Below are 15,855 nucleotides of genomic sequence, written 5' to 3' on the forward strand. Positions count from 1 at the left end.
TCAACCTTTCTCCGCCGCGATCGCCTGTTCGGCGGCCTCGCGCACGTTCGGCGGCAGCGGCTTCGGGGTGAGGTCGAGCCCGGCCGACAGGTCGTCGACGATATGCTGGATGGCGGTGACGCGCGAATATTTCTTGTGGTTCGAGGCGACGACATGCCAAGGCGCCGCCTCGGTGGAGGTCTTGGCGATCATCTCCTCGCCGGCCTCGATATAGGCGTCCCACTTGCCGCGATTGCGGAAATCCTCGGCCGAGAGCTTCCAGCGCTTCAGCGGATCGTCCATGCGCTTCACGAAGCGTTCGAGCTGCTCCTTGCGGTCGATGGCGAGGAAGATCTTCACCACCCGCGTGCCGTTGTCGGTGAGGAGGCGCTCGAACTCGTTGATCTCGCGATAGGCGCGGCGCCAGTCCGTCTCCGGCGTGATCGCCTCGACGCGCTCCACCAGGACGCGGCCGTACCAGGAGCGGTCGAAGACGGCGATCTCGCCCTTGCCGGGCAGGCGCTGCCAGAAGCGCGACAGATAATGGCGCTTCAGTTCCTCCGGCGTCGGCGCCGCGATCGGCCAGACCTTGAAGCCGCGCGGATCCAGCACGTTCGAGATGCGCCGGATCGTGCCGCCCTTGCCGGCCGCGTCCCAGCCCTCGAAGACGATGACGGCGGAATGGTCGGAGCCGAGATAGGCCTGCTCGATCCGGACCAGCATGGTCTGGAGCTCGGCGATCCGCTCGTCATAGTCCACGCTCTTCGGCAGTTCCCGGTCCATGTCCTCCTTCGCGAAGGAGAAGCCGCCCTTCTTGTCGTCCTTGGCCATTGGATGCTCCGTGAATGGTGCTCCATATCTGCGGCAGGACGCGGCCGCGGCGAGCCGTTCACGGAGCGTTCAGTTGGAAGGGCCTATCGGGCATGGATCGGATGCGCACGGCCCAAGCGCCGCACCCGCCCATCCCCTGGAGACGAAGAGGCATGTTCCGCAAGGCAGTCAGACTTCTCGCGCTCGGCCTCGGCCTGACGCTTCCCGCCGGGGCGGCGCTGGCCGCGACGACGGCGGTGGTGACGAACGATCTCAACATCCGCACCGGCCCCTCGGCGCGCTACCAGCGCTACGGCACGATTCCGGCCGGCGACCAGGTGACGGTCTTCGGCTGCCTGCGCGGCTACAACTGGTGCGACGTCGGCTGGGACGGCGAGCGCGGCTGGGTGCACGGCGCCTATCTCGCCTATGTCGGCCAGCGCTACTACCGCCAGCCGATCCCGCAGATCGCGGTGCGGATCGGCGTGCCGGTCTATGGCTTCGACCCTTACGACTACCATCGCCGCTACTATGTCGGACGGCCCTGGTATCACGACCGCTATCTGGACCGTCCGCGCTATGACCGCCCCCGCTACGAGCGCCCGGATTACGACCGGCGCGACGACGATGACGGCGAGCGCTGGCGGCGCGACCGCGACCGCGACCGGCAGGCCTATGGCGACAGCATCGCGCCGCCGCCCCCGCCGCCGCCGCGCCCCTATGACGACCGCTACGGCCGCCGCCTGCCGCCGCCTCCGCCGCCGGGCGGCGACGACTTCCGTCGCGACGGCCCCGACCGCGATCTCTACGACAACGACCGCTTCGATCCGCGCCGCCGCTATCTGGACTGATCCCTGCGGAACTTTCCGGGCGGGTGGCGAAACGGCGAGACGCCGATAGCCGCCCGCAGGCAAGAGGCGAGGGAGCGAATCCAAAACTAAGCCGGCTTAGTTTCCTGCCGGTTGCCCCTCGTACCAGAGCGAGAGGGCCTCGATCTGCTCGTCGGTGAGGTGGATCGCGATCTCGGTCATCAGCGGGGCGGCGGCGGTGCCGCCGCGATGCCCCTCCTTCCAGAGATGGAGATGGGTGGAGAGATACCAGGCCGGCTGGCCGGCGAGCCTCGGATAGAGCGGGTCGGCCGCGCGCCGCCCGTCGCCATGGCAGGTCTCGCAGGCCGGGATCTTCTGGTCGGGCAGGCCGGTGCGGGCGAGGCTCTCGCCGAGCGCCAGAAGGCCCGGCCGGTCGTATGGCGGGCCGTGGCCGGCGCTCGGCGCCACCACCTGGCCGATCGCCGTCCGGCTGGCGGAGGCCGCCGCCGCATCGACCATCGGTGACGGCGCGGGCCTATCCGGGACGGTGCTCGCTTGCGGCGTTTCGGGCAGGCCCGGCGCGGTGCCGGGCGTCGCCGCGCCGGAACCTGTGCCCTGGGCCGGCTGGCGGGCATAATGGGCGGCGAGTTCGGCGAGAATTTCCGGCGGATAGCGGGTCGCGGCCGGCTGCATGAAGCCGCTTTCGCGCCGGCCCTCGGCATAGGCCGTCAGGGTCTCGCGCAGATAGGCTTCGGGCTGGCCGCCGATCGCCGGAAAGGCGCCGCCCCCGGTGCCGCCGTCGCGGCCATGGCAGCGGGCGCAATCGGCGAGCGCGACCGTGCCGAGCCCCGACAGCGCGGCGCTGGCCTGGCCGACCGGCGCGGGCGTGCCGTCCGGGCCGCCGAGCGCGAGGTCGCGATAGGTCTCCGGCTTCATGCCCGGCAAGGCGCGCAGGAAGGCGACCATCGCCCAGACCTCGTCGGGCCGATGCTGCGTCGCCCAGGAGGGCATGCCGGAATATTTGATGCCGTGCTGGCCGATCCAGAACAGTTCGCGGTCGCGCCATTCGCCGACCTTCGTTTCCAGGCGCGGCGGCAGCGGCGTCATCGAGCGGAACTCCGCCGTCTGGGCGATGCCCGGCGCGCCGTGGCAGGGCGCGCAGCCGGTGGCGAAATGGCCCGCCGCCCGCCGCACCAGCCGCGCGTCGGCGAGATCGACATCCTTCGGCACGGCGATCGTCAGGGATTGCGTCGCGACGGCGTTCCGCAGCGTCCAGTGCAAGAACCATTCGACCGGCGCGAAATGGCCGGTATTGGCGGCGACGGAGACGAGGCCGGACCAGCCGACGGCGAGGGCGCCGAGAAGGGCGAAGGCGGCGGCGCCGGCGAGCGTCTTCCAGGTGAGGAGGATGGGGATCTTCATGCCGCCGCTTCCTTCGCGGGTTCGTCGCGCAGCAGCCGTCCCACCAGCGCCAGCCCGCCGAAGAGATAGGCGAGGCCGCCGAGGCTCAGCATGATGGCGCCGCCCGCCGCCTGATCCTGCAAAGGCGTGAGGGCCGAAAGCGGGGCGCAGAGCGTGGCGCAGGCATAGAGCGGGCGCGGGGCGAAGAGGAGAAGGGCGCCGAGCAGCGTCATGTGCATGGAGGTGAGGAGAAGGGCGCCCGCCCCGGCGAGCTTGGGCGAGCGGCCCGCCCGCCCGGCGCCGCCGAAGGCCGCCGTCCAGACGAGAAGGCCGGCGAGAAGGAAGGAGCCCTGTTCGACGAGCGTGACGCGGAGATCGACCCGCGCCGCGTCGTGGAGCGCGGGCGCGTGCCACCCCCAGACGATGACCATCTCGACGAAGGTGGCGACAAGCGCGAAGCTGGCCGGCATCGCCGGCAGACGCGCGCCGAAGCGGCGCGTCAGCCCGAGGGCGAGGAGCGGCGCCGCCACCGCGACGATCCCCATATGCATGATCATATGCGCCGAGAACGATCCCCGCGCCCGCTCCGGCAGCGGCCCCAGCCACAGCGCGAGAAGGAGAAGGGAGCCGAGGGCGAGAGGCCAGAGATCGGAATGCAAGACGAAGAGGGCGGGGCCTGGACGCTGCTTTCCGTTCCCGCCGGCGGCGGAGCCTCCTCCTTCTCCCGAGTCGGGAGAAGGTCCCGGCAGGGGGATGAGGGAGCCGTCGGATGCTGGCCGTTTCGGAGGGGCGCCCTTCGGCTCCCTCACCCGACCGCTTCGCGGCCACCCTCTCCCGACTCGGGAGAGGGGGAGGCGCCCTCCCGCCACCTCCATCGCCCTTCCCCGATCCATCCTCATCGGCAATCCGCGATCAGGAAGACCGGCAGCGCCACGAAGGCGACGGCGACGAAGGACAGGCCGGCGAGGAGCACGCTGGAGAATTCCATGAAGCGCTCGCGCTCCTCCGCCGTGTTCCCGTCATGCGGGAAGCGGCCGCCATTGTGACGCCATTCGCGATAGGCCCGCCAGCCGATCAGGGCGATGAGGACCAGGGCGAGGAGCGTCGCGCCGCCGACCGCGAGCCGCACCGTGCCGAGCGTCCGGGTGATCGCCTCGTTCGGCGCGCAGACCGAGGCGGCGAAGACATAGGAGAAGAGGAAATGCAGCGCCCAGATCGTCGGCGAGGCGATCAGCGTCCAGAGCGTGTCGCGGGTCTGGCGGTCGGGATGGAAGCGGAGGAGGCGCATGGAGCTCAGGCCGCCAAGGGAAACCAAGCGATCGTCGCCACCGTCACCAGGGCGGTCATCGCCATGAAGTGCCAGTAAAGCGCGACGTTCGACAGGTCGAGATCGTGATCCGGGGTGAGGCGCCCGGCGAAGGACCGCGCCAGGCAGTAGAAGAGCATCAGGGCGCCGACCCCGGTATGGACGGCGGTCCAGATCACCAGGGTCCAGATGATCGCCGGATAGACATGGGCGGCGGGCTCGAGCCCGGTCGCATAGGGCGCGTAGGTGAGGAGCGCGCCGGCGAGAAGCGCGGCGAGCCCGCCGAAAGCCATCAGCAGCCGGGCCGGTGCCACGCCGCCCCGGCGGTTGAGGCGGAAGGCGAGCCGCGTCGCGCCCCAGGCGAGGGCATGGAAGAGGAGCGCGAGGCTCGGCCAGAGCGTGCCCGGCCCGGCGACGCCGGGCGGCGGGAAGTCGGCATGGATGGTGAAGAAGAAGTAGTAGCCGAAGACGAGGCCGAAGAAGGCGGTGGCGTCACCGGTCATGGTGATGAACATCGCCCACCAGCCGGAGGAGGCCGGACCGGAGCGGTAGAGCGGCAGGCTGAGGCCGAGCCCGACATCCTTCTCGGCCTTTTCCGGCAGGATGCCGGTGCCGCGCCAGGTCCAGACGAGGATCGCGAGCGTCGCGACGACCATCATGGCGAGCGTCGCCGTCCACATGTGGAAGGTGGCGAGGATGAAGACGGCGCCGAGCGCGACGGCGGCCGCCATCGGCATGAAGCTCGGCCCCGGCACGCGCAGCACCTGTTCCGGCCGGCCGTCGAGCACCGAGGTGATCATGCATTCGCGCAGGCCCTCCTCGGCGTCGGGCATGTAGAAGCGGCCCTCGTCGTAATCCTTCAGGAAGTCCTTCTGCTCCCAGAGCGGGTAGCGCGAGGTGACGAGCGGCACGGTGCGCACGCCCCAGGTCTTGCCCGGAATCTCGGCGAGCCATTCGAGCGAGCCGGCATTCCAGGGATTGCGCGCGGCGGGAGCCTCCTTGCCCTTCGGGCGCAGGACGTCGAGGACGACGAGGAGGAAGCCGGCGGCGAAGACGAAGGCGCCGATCGAGGAGAGGAGATTGGCGGTGCCGATGCCGAGCGCCTCGGGATAGGTCCAGACGCGGCGCGGCATGCCAACGAGGCCGGACCAGTGCATGGGAAAGAAGGCGAGGTTGAAGCCGACGAACATCAGCCAGAAGGCCCAGCGGCCGAGCCGGGCGGAGAGCAGGCGGTCCGCGACGATCGGATAGTAGTAGTAGATCCCGGCGACGAGCGGAAAGAGCATGCCGCCGATCAGCACGTAATGGAGATGGGCGACGACGAAATAGCTGTCATGCGCCTGCCAGTCGAAGGGCGCGATGGCGACCATGACGCCGGTGAGGCCGCCGAGCACGAAGATGGCGAGCGAGCCCGAGACGAAGAGCATCGGCACGGAATAGATCACCCGGCCCGTCATCAGCGTCGCCAGGAAAACGAAGATCTGCACGCCGGTCGGGATCGCCACCGCCTCGGAGGCGGCGGAGAAGAAGGCGAGCGAGATCGAGGGCAGGCCGGTGGCGAACATGTGATGCGCCCAGAGCCCGAAGGAGATGAAGCCGGTGCCGACGGCGGCGAGCACGATCCAGGAATAGCCGAGCAGCGGACGCCGCGCGAAGGTCGGCACGATCATCGCGACGAGCGCGATGGCCGGCAGGAAGACGATGTAGACTTCCGGATGGCCGAAGATCCAGAACAGGTGCTGCCAGAGCAGCGGGTCGCCGCCGCGCGTCGGATCGAAGAACGGCCAGTCGAACAGGCGCTCCAGCTCGAACAGGATGTCGCCGGCGATCAGCGGGGGAAAGGCGAAGAGGATCATGCCGGCGACGACGAGCACGTACCAGGCATAGAGCGGCATGAGGTTCAGCCGCATGCCGGGCGGGCGGCATTTCAGCGTGCCGACGATCAGCTCCACGGCGGCGGCGATGGAGGCGACCTCGATGAAGGACAGGCCGAGCAGCCAGACATCGGCGCCGTAGCCGGGGGTGAAGCGCTCCTCCGTCGTCAGCGGCGGATACATGAACCAGCCGGAATTCGGCGCCTCGCCGAAGAAGATCGAGCCGCAGACGAAGATGCCGCCGATGAGGAAGCACCAGTAGCCGAAGGCCGAGAGGCGCGGAAAGGGCAGGTCGCGCGCGCCGAGCATCTGCGGCAGGAGGATGATCGCCACCGCCTCGAAGATCGGCACGGCGAAGAGGAACATCATCGCCGTGCCGTGCAGCGTGTACATCTGGTTGTACATCGTCGCGGTCAGGAAGTCGTTGTCCGGCCGGGCGAGCTGGACGCGCATCAGGAGGCCGAGCACGCCGGCGAACAGCATGAAGGCGAAGGAGGTGGCGGTGTACCAGACGCCGACCTCGGTATTGTTGACGTCCGACCAGTAGCGCCAGCCCTTCGGGCTCGCCCAGACCTTGGTCAGCCGTGCTTCCTGCGCCCGGCGCAGCGCCGGGTCGTCCTGCGGCGAGGCGAGGCCGGAAGGCGGGGGAAAGACCGCGTCGCTCATCGCTTGCCGCTCATCGCAATCGTCCGAGCCAGGCGGCGATCGTCGCGATCTCGGCCTCCGGCAGGTGGCGGAAGGGCGGCATGGTGGCGCCCTGCTTGACGGCGCCCGGATCGCGCACGAAACGGGCGATCGACGCCTCGTCCATCGGCAGGATGCCAGCGCCGAGCGTGCGGCGGGCGGCGAGATGCGTGAGATCCGGCCCGACCGTGCCGGCCGCCTCGGTGCCGCGCACCGCGTGGCAGGCGCCGCAGCCATGGGCGAGGAAGAGGTCGCGGCCCGGATGAGCGGTAAGCGCGGCCGGCCCCGCCTCGGCGGCGACGCGGGCAAGATAGTCGGCCTCCGGCAGGACGATCACCCGGAAGCCCATCTCGGCATGGGCCGTGCCGCAGAATTCGGCGCAGATGCCGTTGAAGGTGCCGGCGCGCGTCGGCTCGAGGACCAGACGGTTGACGCGGCCCGGGATCGTGTCGGTCTTGCCGGCGATGGCGGGCACCCAGAAGGAATGGATGACGTCCGGGCTGCCGAGCAGGATCTCGCTGCGCCGCCCGAGCGGCAGATAGAGCTCGTTGGCGCTCGCCACGCCGCCCTTCGGCAGGCTCCTGGCGACGCCCGGCTCGCCCTCGACGTCATAGGCGATGCGCCACCAGAAGCGCTCGCCCGAGACGGCGATGCGCGGCCCGTCGGAGGCGCGGCGCAGGTCCGGCATCGCCGCCGTGCCGAACCAGACGAGGAAGCCGAGCACGACGACCGGAAAGACGCAGCCGCCCCAGACGATGAGATGGACGCCCGCCGCGTCGGAATAGGCGCTCGGCCGGATCTTGGTGACGAAGACCGAGAAGCCGACGACGAAGAGCCAGATCAGCGCCCCGCCGCCCGTCATCGCCCAGAACAGCGTCGCGACGAGATCGGCTTCCGTGCCGGCGGGATCGAGGCTCGACTGAGCGCCGGCGCAGCCGGCGATCGGCAGAAGCAGCGCCGTCGGAAAGACGTGACGCCATCGTCGCGTCGTACTTTCGGAAGGCGCGTCGCCGAAAACCGGCATAGGGCGCGTCTTGCTCAGGGTCGGCTTCCCGGACTGGACCGCCGCGAAATGCGCTCGACGATCGGCTGGCGATAGTTCCAACCAGATGTGTCACGCCCCGGCGAAATGAAGAGCCGTCACACCGGCTTTCCGGCGGCGACCCATTCCAGCATCGCGTCGAGCAGCTCCCTTGTCGGATAATCCTGGATGTCGGCGTCCGAAAAGCCGGCGGCGAGCTGTCTCTGGTAGTTCCACTCCTGGAAATCGACATAGGCGTTAAGGATCTTGCCCGCGCCTTCGGCCGGCGCGCCGGCTTCCGTCACGAGCCAGTTGCGGACCTTGCGGACGGCCTTCTGATAATCGCCGTCATGGATATCGATATCGCATCCCGACAGATCGGAGATGGCCGCCTGATAACGATAGGGCTTCGCCTCGAGGATGAGGATCTTCTTCTTATCCCGTCCTCGACCGAAATATTGGCGACAGCCGTAGTCGATGCCAAGCTCGAAGGGCATGTTCAGGCGGAAATGCTCGCCCTTTCTGGCCGCCTGACACCGGCTGAGATCATGGATCGAATATTTCGAGGCCTCGATCAAACCACGGATCTTCTCCAGGCGGTTTTCCGCCGAGTCCGTGCGCTCGGTCGCGAGACGCGGATGGAAGCCGAGATAGACGATGCAGAACAGCATCGCCTGAAGGATCGCCGCATAATCCCGGTCGAACGGGCAGTTGATGAAGACGGAAGACTCGAAACTCGGGTCGATCACTCCTCACCCCTTGGGCGGATGCGGATCGTCGCCATAGGAGTTTCGCTCGCGGATGCGTCCGTCGCGACCGTGGATGAAGAGCTCGGTCTTCTCGGTTCGGGCAAGGTCGCGGGCTCGGGTGATCGCTTCCTCCTGGGTCGCGAAGACACCCGAAGCCCGCGAGGCTCCGGCTTTCCTGACGCTCCATTTGTCGCCCTTCGGTACGACGTGCTGACCGCGTTTGGTCATCGCCTCTCCTTTCCGGCTCTGTGGACCGGAAGCATAATGCAACTCAAAGCCGCGACCCAAATCCTTTTCGTCCTTCCGTCAGTGGAAGTTGCGGCCGCGCGGCAGGACGGCGGCGAGGTCCCGGTCCGGCGGCTCGGTGTCCGGGGGCGGGGCGCCGTCGCGGCCGAGCGCCGTCGCGTCGATGCGGCTCGCCGCGATGGCGAGGCGGCGGGCACGGTCCATCCGCTGGCCGGCGAGGCGGCCCTCGTCGATCGGCCGGCGCAGCTCATCCGCCCGGGCGAGGATGTCGCCCATGGTCAGCCCCGTCTCCTCCGGCACGGCGGCGGGCGTGCGATGGCGCGGATGGCCGCGGCGCAGCGGATGGCGCACATGGTCGGCCGGCGCGACGGGGCCGGTCTCCGCCTCCGCCCCGCCGGCGATCCGCGTCAGGAGACCCGACAGGTCCTCCAGCGTCTCGGCCACGACATGGATCACGCCGTGATCCGACTGCATGCGGCCCGTCACCTTCACGAAGCGCGCGCCGAGCACGAGCGGGCGGAAGCGTTCGAACATCTTCGGCCAGACGATGACATTGGCGACGCCGGTCTCGTCCTCCAGCGTCATGAAGATCACGCCCTTGGCCGAGCCCGGCCGCTGGCGCACCAGGACGAGGCCGGCGACCGTGACGCGCGTGCCGGAGCGGCAGGAGGCGAGCGCCGCATGCGGCAGGACGCGCCGCGCGTCGAGCGTCTGGCGCACGAAGGCCACCGGATGCGCCTTCAGCGACAGCGACAGGAAGCGATAGTCGTTGATCACCTCCTCGCCGGGCGGCATACTGGGTAGTACGGCTTCCCGTTCCCGCGCGGCGCTCTCGCCGTCGATCGCCTGGAAGAGCGGCAGCGACGCGGCGGCCGGGCTCGCCTCCAGCGCCTCGGCCGCCCACATCGCCTCGCGGCGGGACAGGCCGAGGGAGCCGAAGGCGTCCGCCTCGGCGAGGCGGGCGATGGCGGCGCGCGGCAGGCCGGTGCGCAACCAGAGGCCGCGCACGGAATCGAAGGCGCCGGACGTCTCGCGAATCCAGGCGAGGCGCCGCATCTCGGCCTCGCCGAGCCCCTTCACCCGCCGGAGGCCGAGCCGCACCGCGCGGGTGCTGCGGATCGCCGGCGCCATCTCGGCATGGCGCGGCGCGAGGCGGCGCGGCTCGAAGGGATCGGGTTCCAGGGTCGAATCCCAGTGCGAATGGTTCACGTCGACCGGCCGGACGGCGATGCCGTGATCGGCGGCGTCGCGCACGATCTGCGCCGGAGCGTAGAAGCCCATCGGCTGGGCGTTGAGAAGGGCGGCGCAGAAGACGTCCGGGTAATGGCATTTCAGCCAGGCGGAGGCATAGACGAGCAGCGCGAAGGAGGCGGCGTGGCTTTCCGGGAAGCCATATTCGCCGAAGCCCTTGATCTGGGCGTAGCAGCGCTCGGCGAAGCCCCGCTCGTAGCCGCGCGCCATCATGCCGTCGATCAGCTTCTCCTCGTAGTGATGGATGGTGCCGGAGCGCTTGAAGGTCGCCATGGCGCGGCGCAGCCCGTCGGCATCGGCCGGCGTGAAGCCGGCGGCGTCGATGGCGATCTGCATCGCCTGCTCCTGGAAGAGCGGCACGCCGAGCGTCTTTTCGAGGATCTTCTGCAGTTCCGGCCGGGGATAGGTGGCCTGTTCCAGCCCCATCTTCCGCCGCAGATAGGGATGCACCATGTCGCCCTGGATCGGTCCCGGCCGCACGATCGCCACCTCGATCACGAGGTCGTAGAACTTGTCCGGCCGGAGCTTCGGCAGCATGGTCATCTGCGCCCGGCTCTCGATCTGGAAGACGCCGAGCGTGTCGGCGCGGCGCGTCATGGCATAGGTCGCCGCGTCGTCGGGTGCTTCCGAAAGGCTGGCGAGCGTGACCGTCTCGCCGTAATGCGCCCGGAGGAGATCGAAGCCGCGCCGCAGGCAAGACAGCATGCCGAGCGCCAGGATGTCGATCTTCAGGATGCCGAGCTCGTCGAGATCGTCCTTGTCCCATTCGACGATGGTGCGGCCCTTCATGCCGGTGTTGAGGACGGGCACGACCTCGTCGATGCGCCCGCGCGTCAGGACGAAGCCGCCGACATGCTGCGACAGGTGGCGCGGAAAGCCGACGAGCTCGGAGGCGAGGCCGAGAACATGGGCGACCGCCGGGTCCGTCGCCGAAAGGCCGGCGGCGGCGGCGTCGCGGGCGCCGATGTCATGCGCCTCGTAGCCCCAGACCGAGCCGGACAGCGCGCCCACCGCGTCCTCCGACAGGCCGAAGGCCTTGCCCACCTCGCGCAGCGCCGAACGGGCGCGATAGGAGATGACGGTCGCGCCGAGGGCGGCATTGTCGCGGCCGTATTTCCCGTAGATCCACTGGATGATCTCCTCGCGCCGCTCGTGCTCGAAATCGATGTCGATATCCGGCGGCTCGCCGCGCTTGGGCGAGATGAAGCGCTCGAACAGGAGGCCGGCGCGCTCCGGCGAGACCTCGGTGATGCCGAGACAGTAGCAGACAAGGGAATTGGCCGCCGAGCCGCGCCCCTGGCACAGGATGCCGAGCTCCTCGCGCGCCGCCCGGACGATGGCGCGGACGGTGAGGAAATAAGGTTCGTATTCGAGCTCGGCGATGATGCCGAGCTCGTGCTCGATCGTCCGGCGCAGCGCCTCCGGCAGCCCATGCGGATAGCGCCAGGCGGCGCCCTCGTAGGTCATGCGGCGCAGGGCCTCGGCCGGCGCCATGCCGAGGGCCGAGACCTCGTCGGGATATTCGTAGCGCAGGCTCTTCAGGTCGAAGCCGAGCTCCTCGAAGAAGCGTAGGCTCTCGGACAGCGCCGCCGGATGGTCGGCGAAGAGCCGCGCCATCTCGGTCGGGCCCTTCAGATGCCGCTCGGCATTCGGCAGGAGGCGGGTGCCGGCCTCGGCCACCGTCGCATGCTCGCGGATCGCCGTCATCACGTCCTGCAGCGGGCGGCGCTCCGGCGCGTGATAGAGGATGTCGCCGGCCGCCATCAGCGGCACCCCGGCCTTCGCCGCGACGAGCGCCGCCCGGGCGAGGCGGCGGCGGTCGCACCCGTCGAGGCGCGGCGCGCAGGCGAGGCGCACGGCGCCGGGAAAGCGGTTGGCGAGCAGCGCCAGCCGGTGCTGGAGCGCGCCCGCCGCCCGCTCGGCCGCCGGCCCCGTCCGGCCGAGCTCGGCCGGGGCGAGAAGGGCGATCGACAGGTCCTCGCCCCATTCGACGAGATCGTCGAAATGCAGCCGGCATTCGCCCTTCGTCGCGCGCAGGTTGCCGCGGCTGAGCAGCCGGCAGAGCCGGCCCCAGCCCGCCCGGTCGCGCGGATAGGCGAGGGCGTCCGGCGCGCGGTCGGAAAAGACGAGACGGGCGCCCGGCCGGAAGGGAATGCCGATCTCGCGGGCCGCCTGATAGGCGCGCACCACGCCGGCCAGACTGTTGCGGTCGGCGAGGCCGAAGCCGGCAAGCCCCAGCGCATCGGCCGCGACGGCCAGCTCCTCGGCCCGCGAGGCGCCGCGCAGAAAGGAGAAGTTCGAGGCGAGCGCCAGCTCGGCATAGGCGGGCCCGCTCATGGGGTACGCGGCTTTCCGCCCTTGCCCGCGACGGGGCCGGTCTCGTTTTGGGCCGTGGCAGGAGGAGCGGGAGGGCGTCGATCTCTGAAGTGGAAAGGTTGGACCTCGCTTTCGCTCGCCACCCCCCTCTGGGCTGCCGCCCATCTCCCCCTCAAGGGGGGAGATCGCAGCGATGAGGTTTCGCAATTTCTGAACCCGACACGATGCCGGGTACAACCGTCCGCCACTAGCCCGATCTCCCCCCATGAGGGGGAGATGCCGGCAGGCAGAGGGGGGTGCGAAGGCGTGAGCCTTCGATCCGCGCGGAGGTTCCCGACGATGCTCCGCTCTTTTCCCCCGACCGAAGCCTGCCCCAAGGACAAGCGCGTCCTCGTCGCCGGCCGGGCCGCCAAATCCGGCTTCCGGCTCATGCGAAGAGGCCGTGCATGAACCAGTCGGGCCGGGCGGCGTCGCGGGCCGCCGTCTGGCGGAACAGCCAGTAGCGCCGGCCGCGCTCGTCCTCGATGCGGTAGTAGTCGCGGGCTGGCGCGGCCGCGTCGCGCCACCATTCGGCGGCGATGCGCTCCGGTCCCTCGAAGCTCTTCACGACATGCAGCGCGCGTCGCCAGCGGAAATGGAGCGGCGGCCCTTCCGGCAGGAGCTGCGTGATCTCGACGGGCTCCGGCCGGTCGAGCAGCCGCGTCGGCCGGTCCGTCTCGGGCGGGGCTTCGCGGTGGGGCGCGGCACTCTTATCCCGCGCGCCGAGCGCCGCGCCGGCCGTCTGCCGGCGCTCGGCGCGCTCCGGCCAATGGCTGCCGGCGAGCAGCGTCGCCGTCACGCTCGCCTCGCCGAGCCGGGCGGAGAGGCGGTCGAGCAGCGCCACGAGATCCTCCTCGCCGAGGGCTTCGGAGCGGTCGAGCTCCACCTGGCGGTCGGGCATGGCTTCGGCGAGCGGCACGCCGAGGCGGATGAGATCGTAGCCGAAGCCGGCATCGGGCCGCTCGGCCGCTCCCGCGAGGCGTTCGCGGAACAGCCGGGCGATGCGCTCGGCCTCGCGCACCGGCGCGGCGGCGCCGACGCCGACATGTTCGACATGGCCGTCGAGACGGAAGAGCGAGAGTTCGAAGCGCCGGCCGCCCTCGCCGCGCCGTTCGAGATCGCGCTCCAGCCGGGCGGCGAGGAACAGGATCACCCGCTCGACATCCTCCAGGAGGGCGATCGGCTCGGCGAAGCGCCGCTCGGCGATGAGCGACGGCACGATGCGGCGCGGGCTGATCGGCCGGCGCCGGCGGCCGGAGGCTTCGGCGAGGCGTTCGGTCAGCGCCTCGCCGAAGCGCTTGGCGAGGCTTTCGCGCGGCAGGTCGAGAAGCTGGCCGACGCGCTTCAGCCCGAGGCGCCGCAGCTTGGCGGCAAGCTCCGGGTCGAGGCGCAGCGCCTCGACGGGCAGGGGGCGCACCGCCTCGGCCTCCTCGCCGGGCGCGAGCGGGCCGGAGGCGACATGGCCGACGAGCGCGAGCGCCGCGCCGGGATGCGAGGCGACGACGGCCTCGGCCGCCAGCCCCAGGGCGAAGAGCCGGGTGAGAAGATCGTCCACCAGCGCCTTCTCGCCGCCGAAGAGATGGGCACAGCCCGAAATGTCGAGAAGGAGGCCGAAGGGCGCGTCCACCGCGACGAGCGGCGTATAGCGGTCGCACCAGTCGGCGACGGCGCCGAGCAGCCGCGCCTCGGCCTCCCGCTCGCGCGGGCGGAAGTCGAAGCCGGGAAAGCGCGCCCGCGCCTCGGCGAGGCCGAGTCCCGGCCGCAGACCCGCCGCGCTCGCCGTCTCGCAGAGCGCCGCGACGCGATCGGCATTGCCTTCCCGCTCGAAGAGGACGAGCGGCGGCACCGTGTCAGGAACGGCGCCGGCCGAGCGCCAGGCGCGGCCGAGCTCCAGGCGTCGCAGCCGGTCCGTCGGCAGGCGCGGCAAGCGCAGGGCCAGGATCCGCGCGGCGGCGGTCGTCGGGGGCGAGTTCGAAGCGACGGTCATGGGCGTTCCATTCGACGAGGACCTGTTGAAAGCGGTGGGCGCGGCTCTTCTCGATGGCGAGCGCGAAGGCCGGCCGGCCGACGAGCCGCGCGAGATCGGCGAATTCGGGCGGCGGGCGCGAGCCGTGGGCCGCGATCCGCAGGCGCAAGGGCGCCGCCGTCGGCTCCGCCCGGCCGCCCTGGCGCAGGAGCAGGAGCGGCGCGCCGCCCTTCTGCGCGCGCAGATGCAGGCGCCGCGTGCCTTCGAGCTCCAGAAGCGGCGGGTTGCCGCGCGCCTCAAGGACGGTGAGGGCGGCAAGGCCGGAGCGCACCGCTTCCTCCGCCGCCCAGACCGCGTCGACGAGGCGCCGGGTGCGGATGGAGAACAGCGCCGCCGGATCGAGCCCGGCCGCCGCGAGGCCCGGCCCGTAGAGCGCGCCGGCCTCGCCGAAGGACAGGGCCGTGCCGATCCAGAGGAGGGGACGCCGCGCCGAGGCGCGGCGCAGCACCGCGAGCGCCAGGGCGAAGCCCGTCGCCGCGCCGATGCCGCGCGTCTCGTCGCCATGGAGCTCGGACAGCCCCGCTCCCGGCAGACCGCCGCCGAGCGCCGCGTCGAGCGCGGGCAGGCCGAGCGGCTGAAGCGGCTCCTGTTCCGCCGCCGCGTCGGGGACGTCGGCGAGCCGCGCCAGCGCCGCGCGCAGTGCCGCGACCTTCTCCGCCGGGCGCGCCGCCGCCCTTTCCCGTCCATCCTCCACGGCCGTAAACGCCATGACGATCTCCCCCGCCCGCGCGCCTTCACGCCACGGCCGTTCCTTCCTCTTCCACGAGAGGCGAGACGCCCCGCATGCCGCGTGCCACCGCGATCCCGCCGGACGAGCCGCGCGATCGCGCCAGGTTCACATCGACATCGACAAGACGACTCCTGTCGTTCCTGATATGTTCTTAGGGATTCCAGAGCCCTCGGGAAGAGTCAAGCAATCCCATGAGAGGAAAAATTTCCTGTTGATGGCGCGAGAAACCGCGAAAGGCGGCCGCGCCGGCAACCTCGGTGCCGCCCACCCGTTGCCCTCCGAGACCGGAGAGGACGCCATGAAACGAACCAGCGCCGCCATTGCCCTGCTCGTCGCGGGATGGGGACTTGCCGCCTGCAACAACGAGACGCCGCCCGCCCGCGTCGGCAGCGGCGCCGGGCCGACCGACAATACCGGCGCGCCGAGCGGGCGCGTGACGACGCAGGACGAGGCCAAGCAGACCGGCGGCGGCTGAGCCGGCATCGGCGGGCCGGACGCGCCCGTACCCGCCGGAGGGCCGCACTGCGAAGCGCCCCGCCTTAACCTCGTCTTGTCCTCTTGTGGCCTATAGCTGCCCGGTCGGCACCCCGAACGGGCGCGACGAGGGGGCGAGG

The 15,855-nt window shown here is 70.7% G+C and carries 13 protein-coding genes; 2 read left to right on the forward strand and 11 right to left on the reverse strand.

Annotated elements, in window-relative coordinates; genetic code table 11:
* Complete coding sequence (locus IEY14_RS14255; protein ID WP_188909564.1) at positions 1-810, reverse strand: polyphosphate kinase 2 family protein; 810 nt, start codon at positions 808-810, stop codon at positions 1-3.
* 152 nt (positions 811-962) lie between these two features.
* Here IEY14_RS14255 and IEY14_RS14260 point away from each other — a divergent pair, with 152 nt between their 5' ends.
* Positions 963-1,640, forward strand: coding sequence for an SH3 domain-containing protein (locus IEY14_RS14260; RefSeq protein WP_188909565.1), 678 nt, complete (start codon positions 963-965; stop codon positions 1,638-1,640).
* A 96-nt stretch (positions 1,641-1,736) separates the two neighbouring features.
* Here IEY14_RS14260 and IEY14_RS14265 read toward each other — a convergent pair whose 3' ends face one another.
* The 10 genes from IEY14_RS14265 to IEY14_RS25940 form a co-directional block, all read right to left on the reverse strand.
* Positions 1,737-3,020, reverse strand: a complete 1,284-nt coding sequence (locus tag IEY14_RS14265; RefSeq protein WP_188909566.1) for a c-type cytochrome — start codon at positions 3,018-3,020, stop codon at positions 1,737-1,739.
* A complete protein-coding gene (locus tag IEY14_RS14270; RefSeq protein WP_244639486.1) occupies positions 3,017-3,658 on the reverse strand; it encodes a cytochrome c oxidase assembly protein in 642 nt (213 codons plus the stop codon). Before IEY14_RS14270 ends, IEY14_RS14265 begins: the two co-directional genes overlap by 4 nt.
* A gap of 236 nt (positions 3,659-3,894) precedes the next feature.
* Positions 3,895-4,287 (reverse strand): hypothetical protein, encoded by a 393-nt coding sequence (locus IEY14_RS14275; protein WP_188909567.1) that lies wholly within the window; start codon positions 4,285-4,287, stop codon positions 3,895-3,897.
* Between the two features lie 5 nt (positions 4,288-4,292).
* On the reverse strand, positions 4,293-6,845 hold the full coding sequence (ctaD, locus tag IEY14_RS14280) for a cytochrome c oxidase subunit I (protein ID WP_188909568.1): 2,553 nt from the start codon (positions 6,843-6,845) through the stop codon (positions 4,293-4,295).
* Positions 6,846-6,855: 10 nt separating this feature from the next.
* Entirely contained in the window at positions 6,856-7,887 is a 1,032-nt protein-coding gene (locus tag IEY14_RS14285; RefSeq protein WP_188909569.1) for a c-type cytochrome, read from the reverse strand.
* Positions 7,888-8,003: 116 nt separating this feature from the next.
* On the reverse strand, positions 8,004-8,633 hold the full coding sequence (locus IEY14_RS14290) for a hypothetical protein (protein WP_210318422.1): 630 nt from the start codon (positions 8,631-8,633) through the stop codon (positions 8,004-8,006).
* Between the two features lie 3 nt (positions 8,634-8,636).
* The gene (locus IEY14_RS14295; protein ID WP_188909571.1) at positions 8,637-8,861 is read right to left on the reverse strand and encodes a DUF2188 domain-containing protein; all 225 of its coding nucleotides are present in this window, start codon (positions 8,859-8,861) and stop codon (positions 8,637-8,639) included.
* 78 nt (positions 8,862-8,939) lie between these two features.
* Entirely contained in the window at positions 8,940-12,467 is a 3,528-nt protein-coding gene (locus IEY14_RS14300; RefSeq protein ID WP_188909573.1) for an error-prone DNA polymerase, read from the reverse strand.
* Between the two features lie 406 nt (positions 12,468-12,873).
* Positions 12,874-14,331 carry a Y-family DNA polymerase gene (locus IEY14_RS14305; protein WP_244639503.1) on the reverse strand — a complete coding sequence of 486 codons (1,458 nt, stop codon included), beginning with the start codon at positions 14,329-14,331 and terminating at the stop codon, positions 12,874-12,876.
* A gap of 4 nt (positions 14,332-14,335) precedes the next feature.
* Positions 14,336-15,220: an ImuA family protein gene (locus IEY14_RS25940; RefSeq protein WP_244639487.1), complete on the reverse strand. Its 885-nt coding sequence runs from the start codon at positions 15,218-15,220 to the stop codon at positions 14,336-14,338.
* 319 nt (positions 15,221-15,539) lie between these two features.
* On the opposite strand from IEY14_RS25940, the gene IEY14_RS14310 reads away from it, so the two are divergent.
* On the forward strand, positions 15,540-15,716 hold the full coding sequence (locus IEY14_RS14310; RefSeq protein WP_188909577.1) for a hypothetical protein: 177 nt from the start codon (positions 15,540-15,542) through the stop codon (positions 15,714-15,716).
* Positions 15,717-15,855: the final 139 nt, after the last annotated feature.

This window comes from Aureimonas endophytica, assembly GCF_014642635.1.
GTDB lineage: Bacteria > Pseudomonadota > Alphaproteobacteria > Rhizobiales > Rhizobiaceae > Plantimonas > Plantimonas endophytica.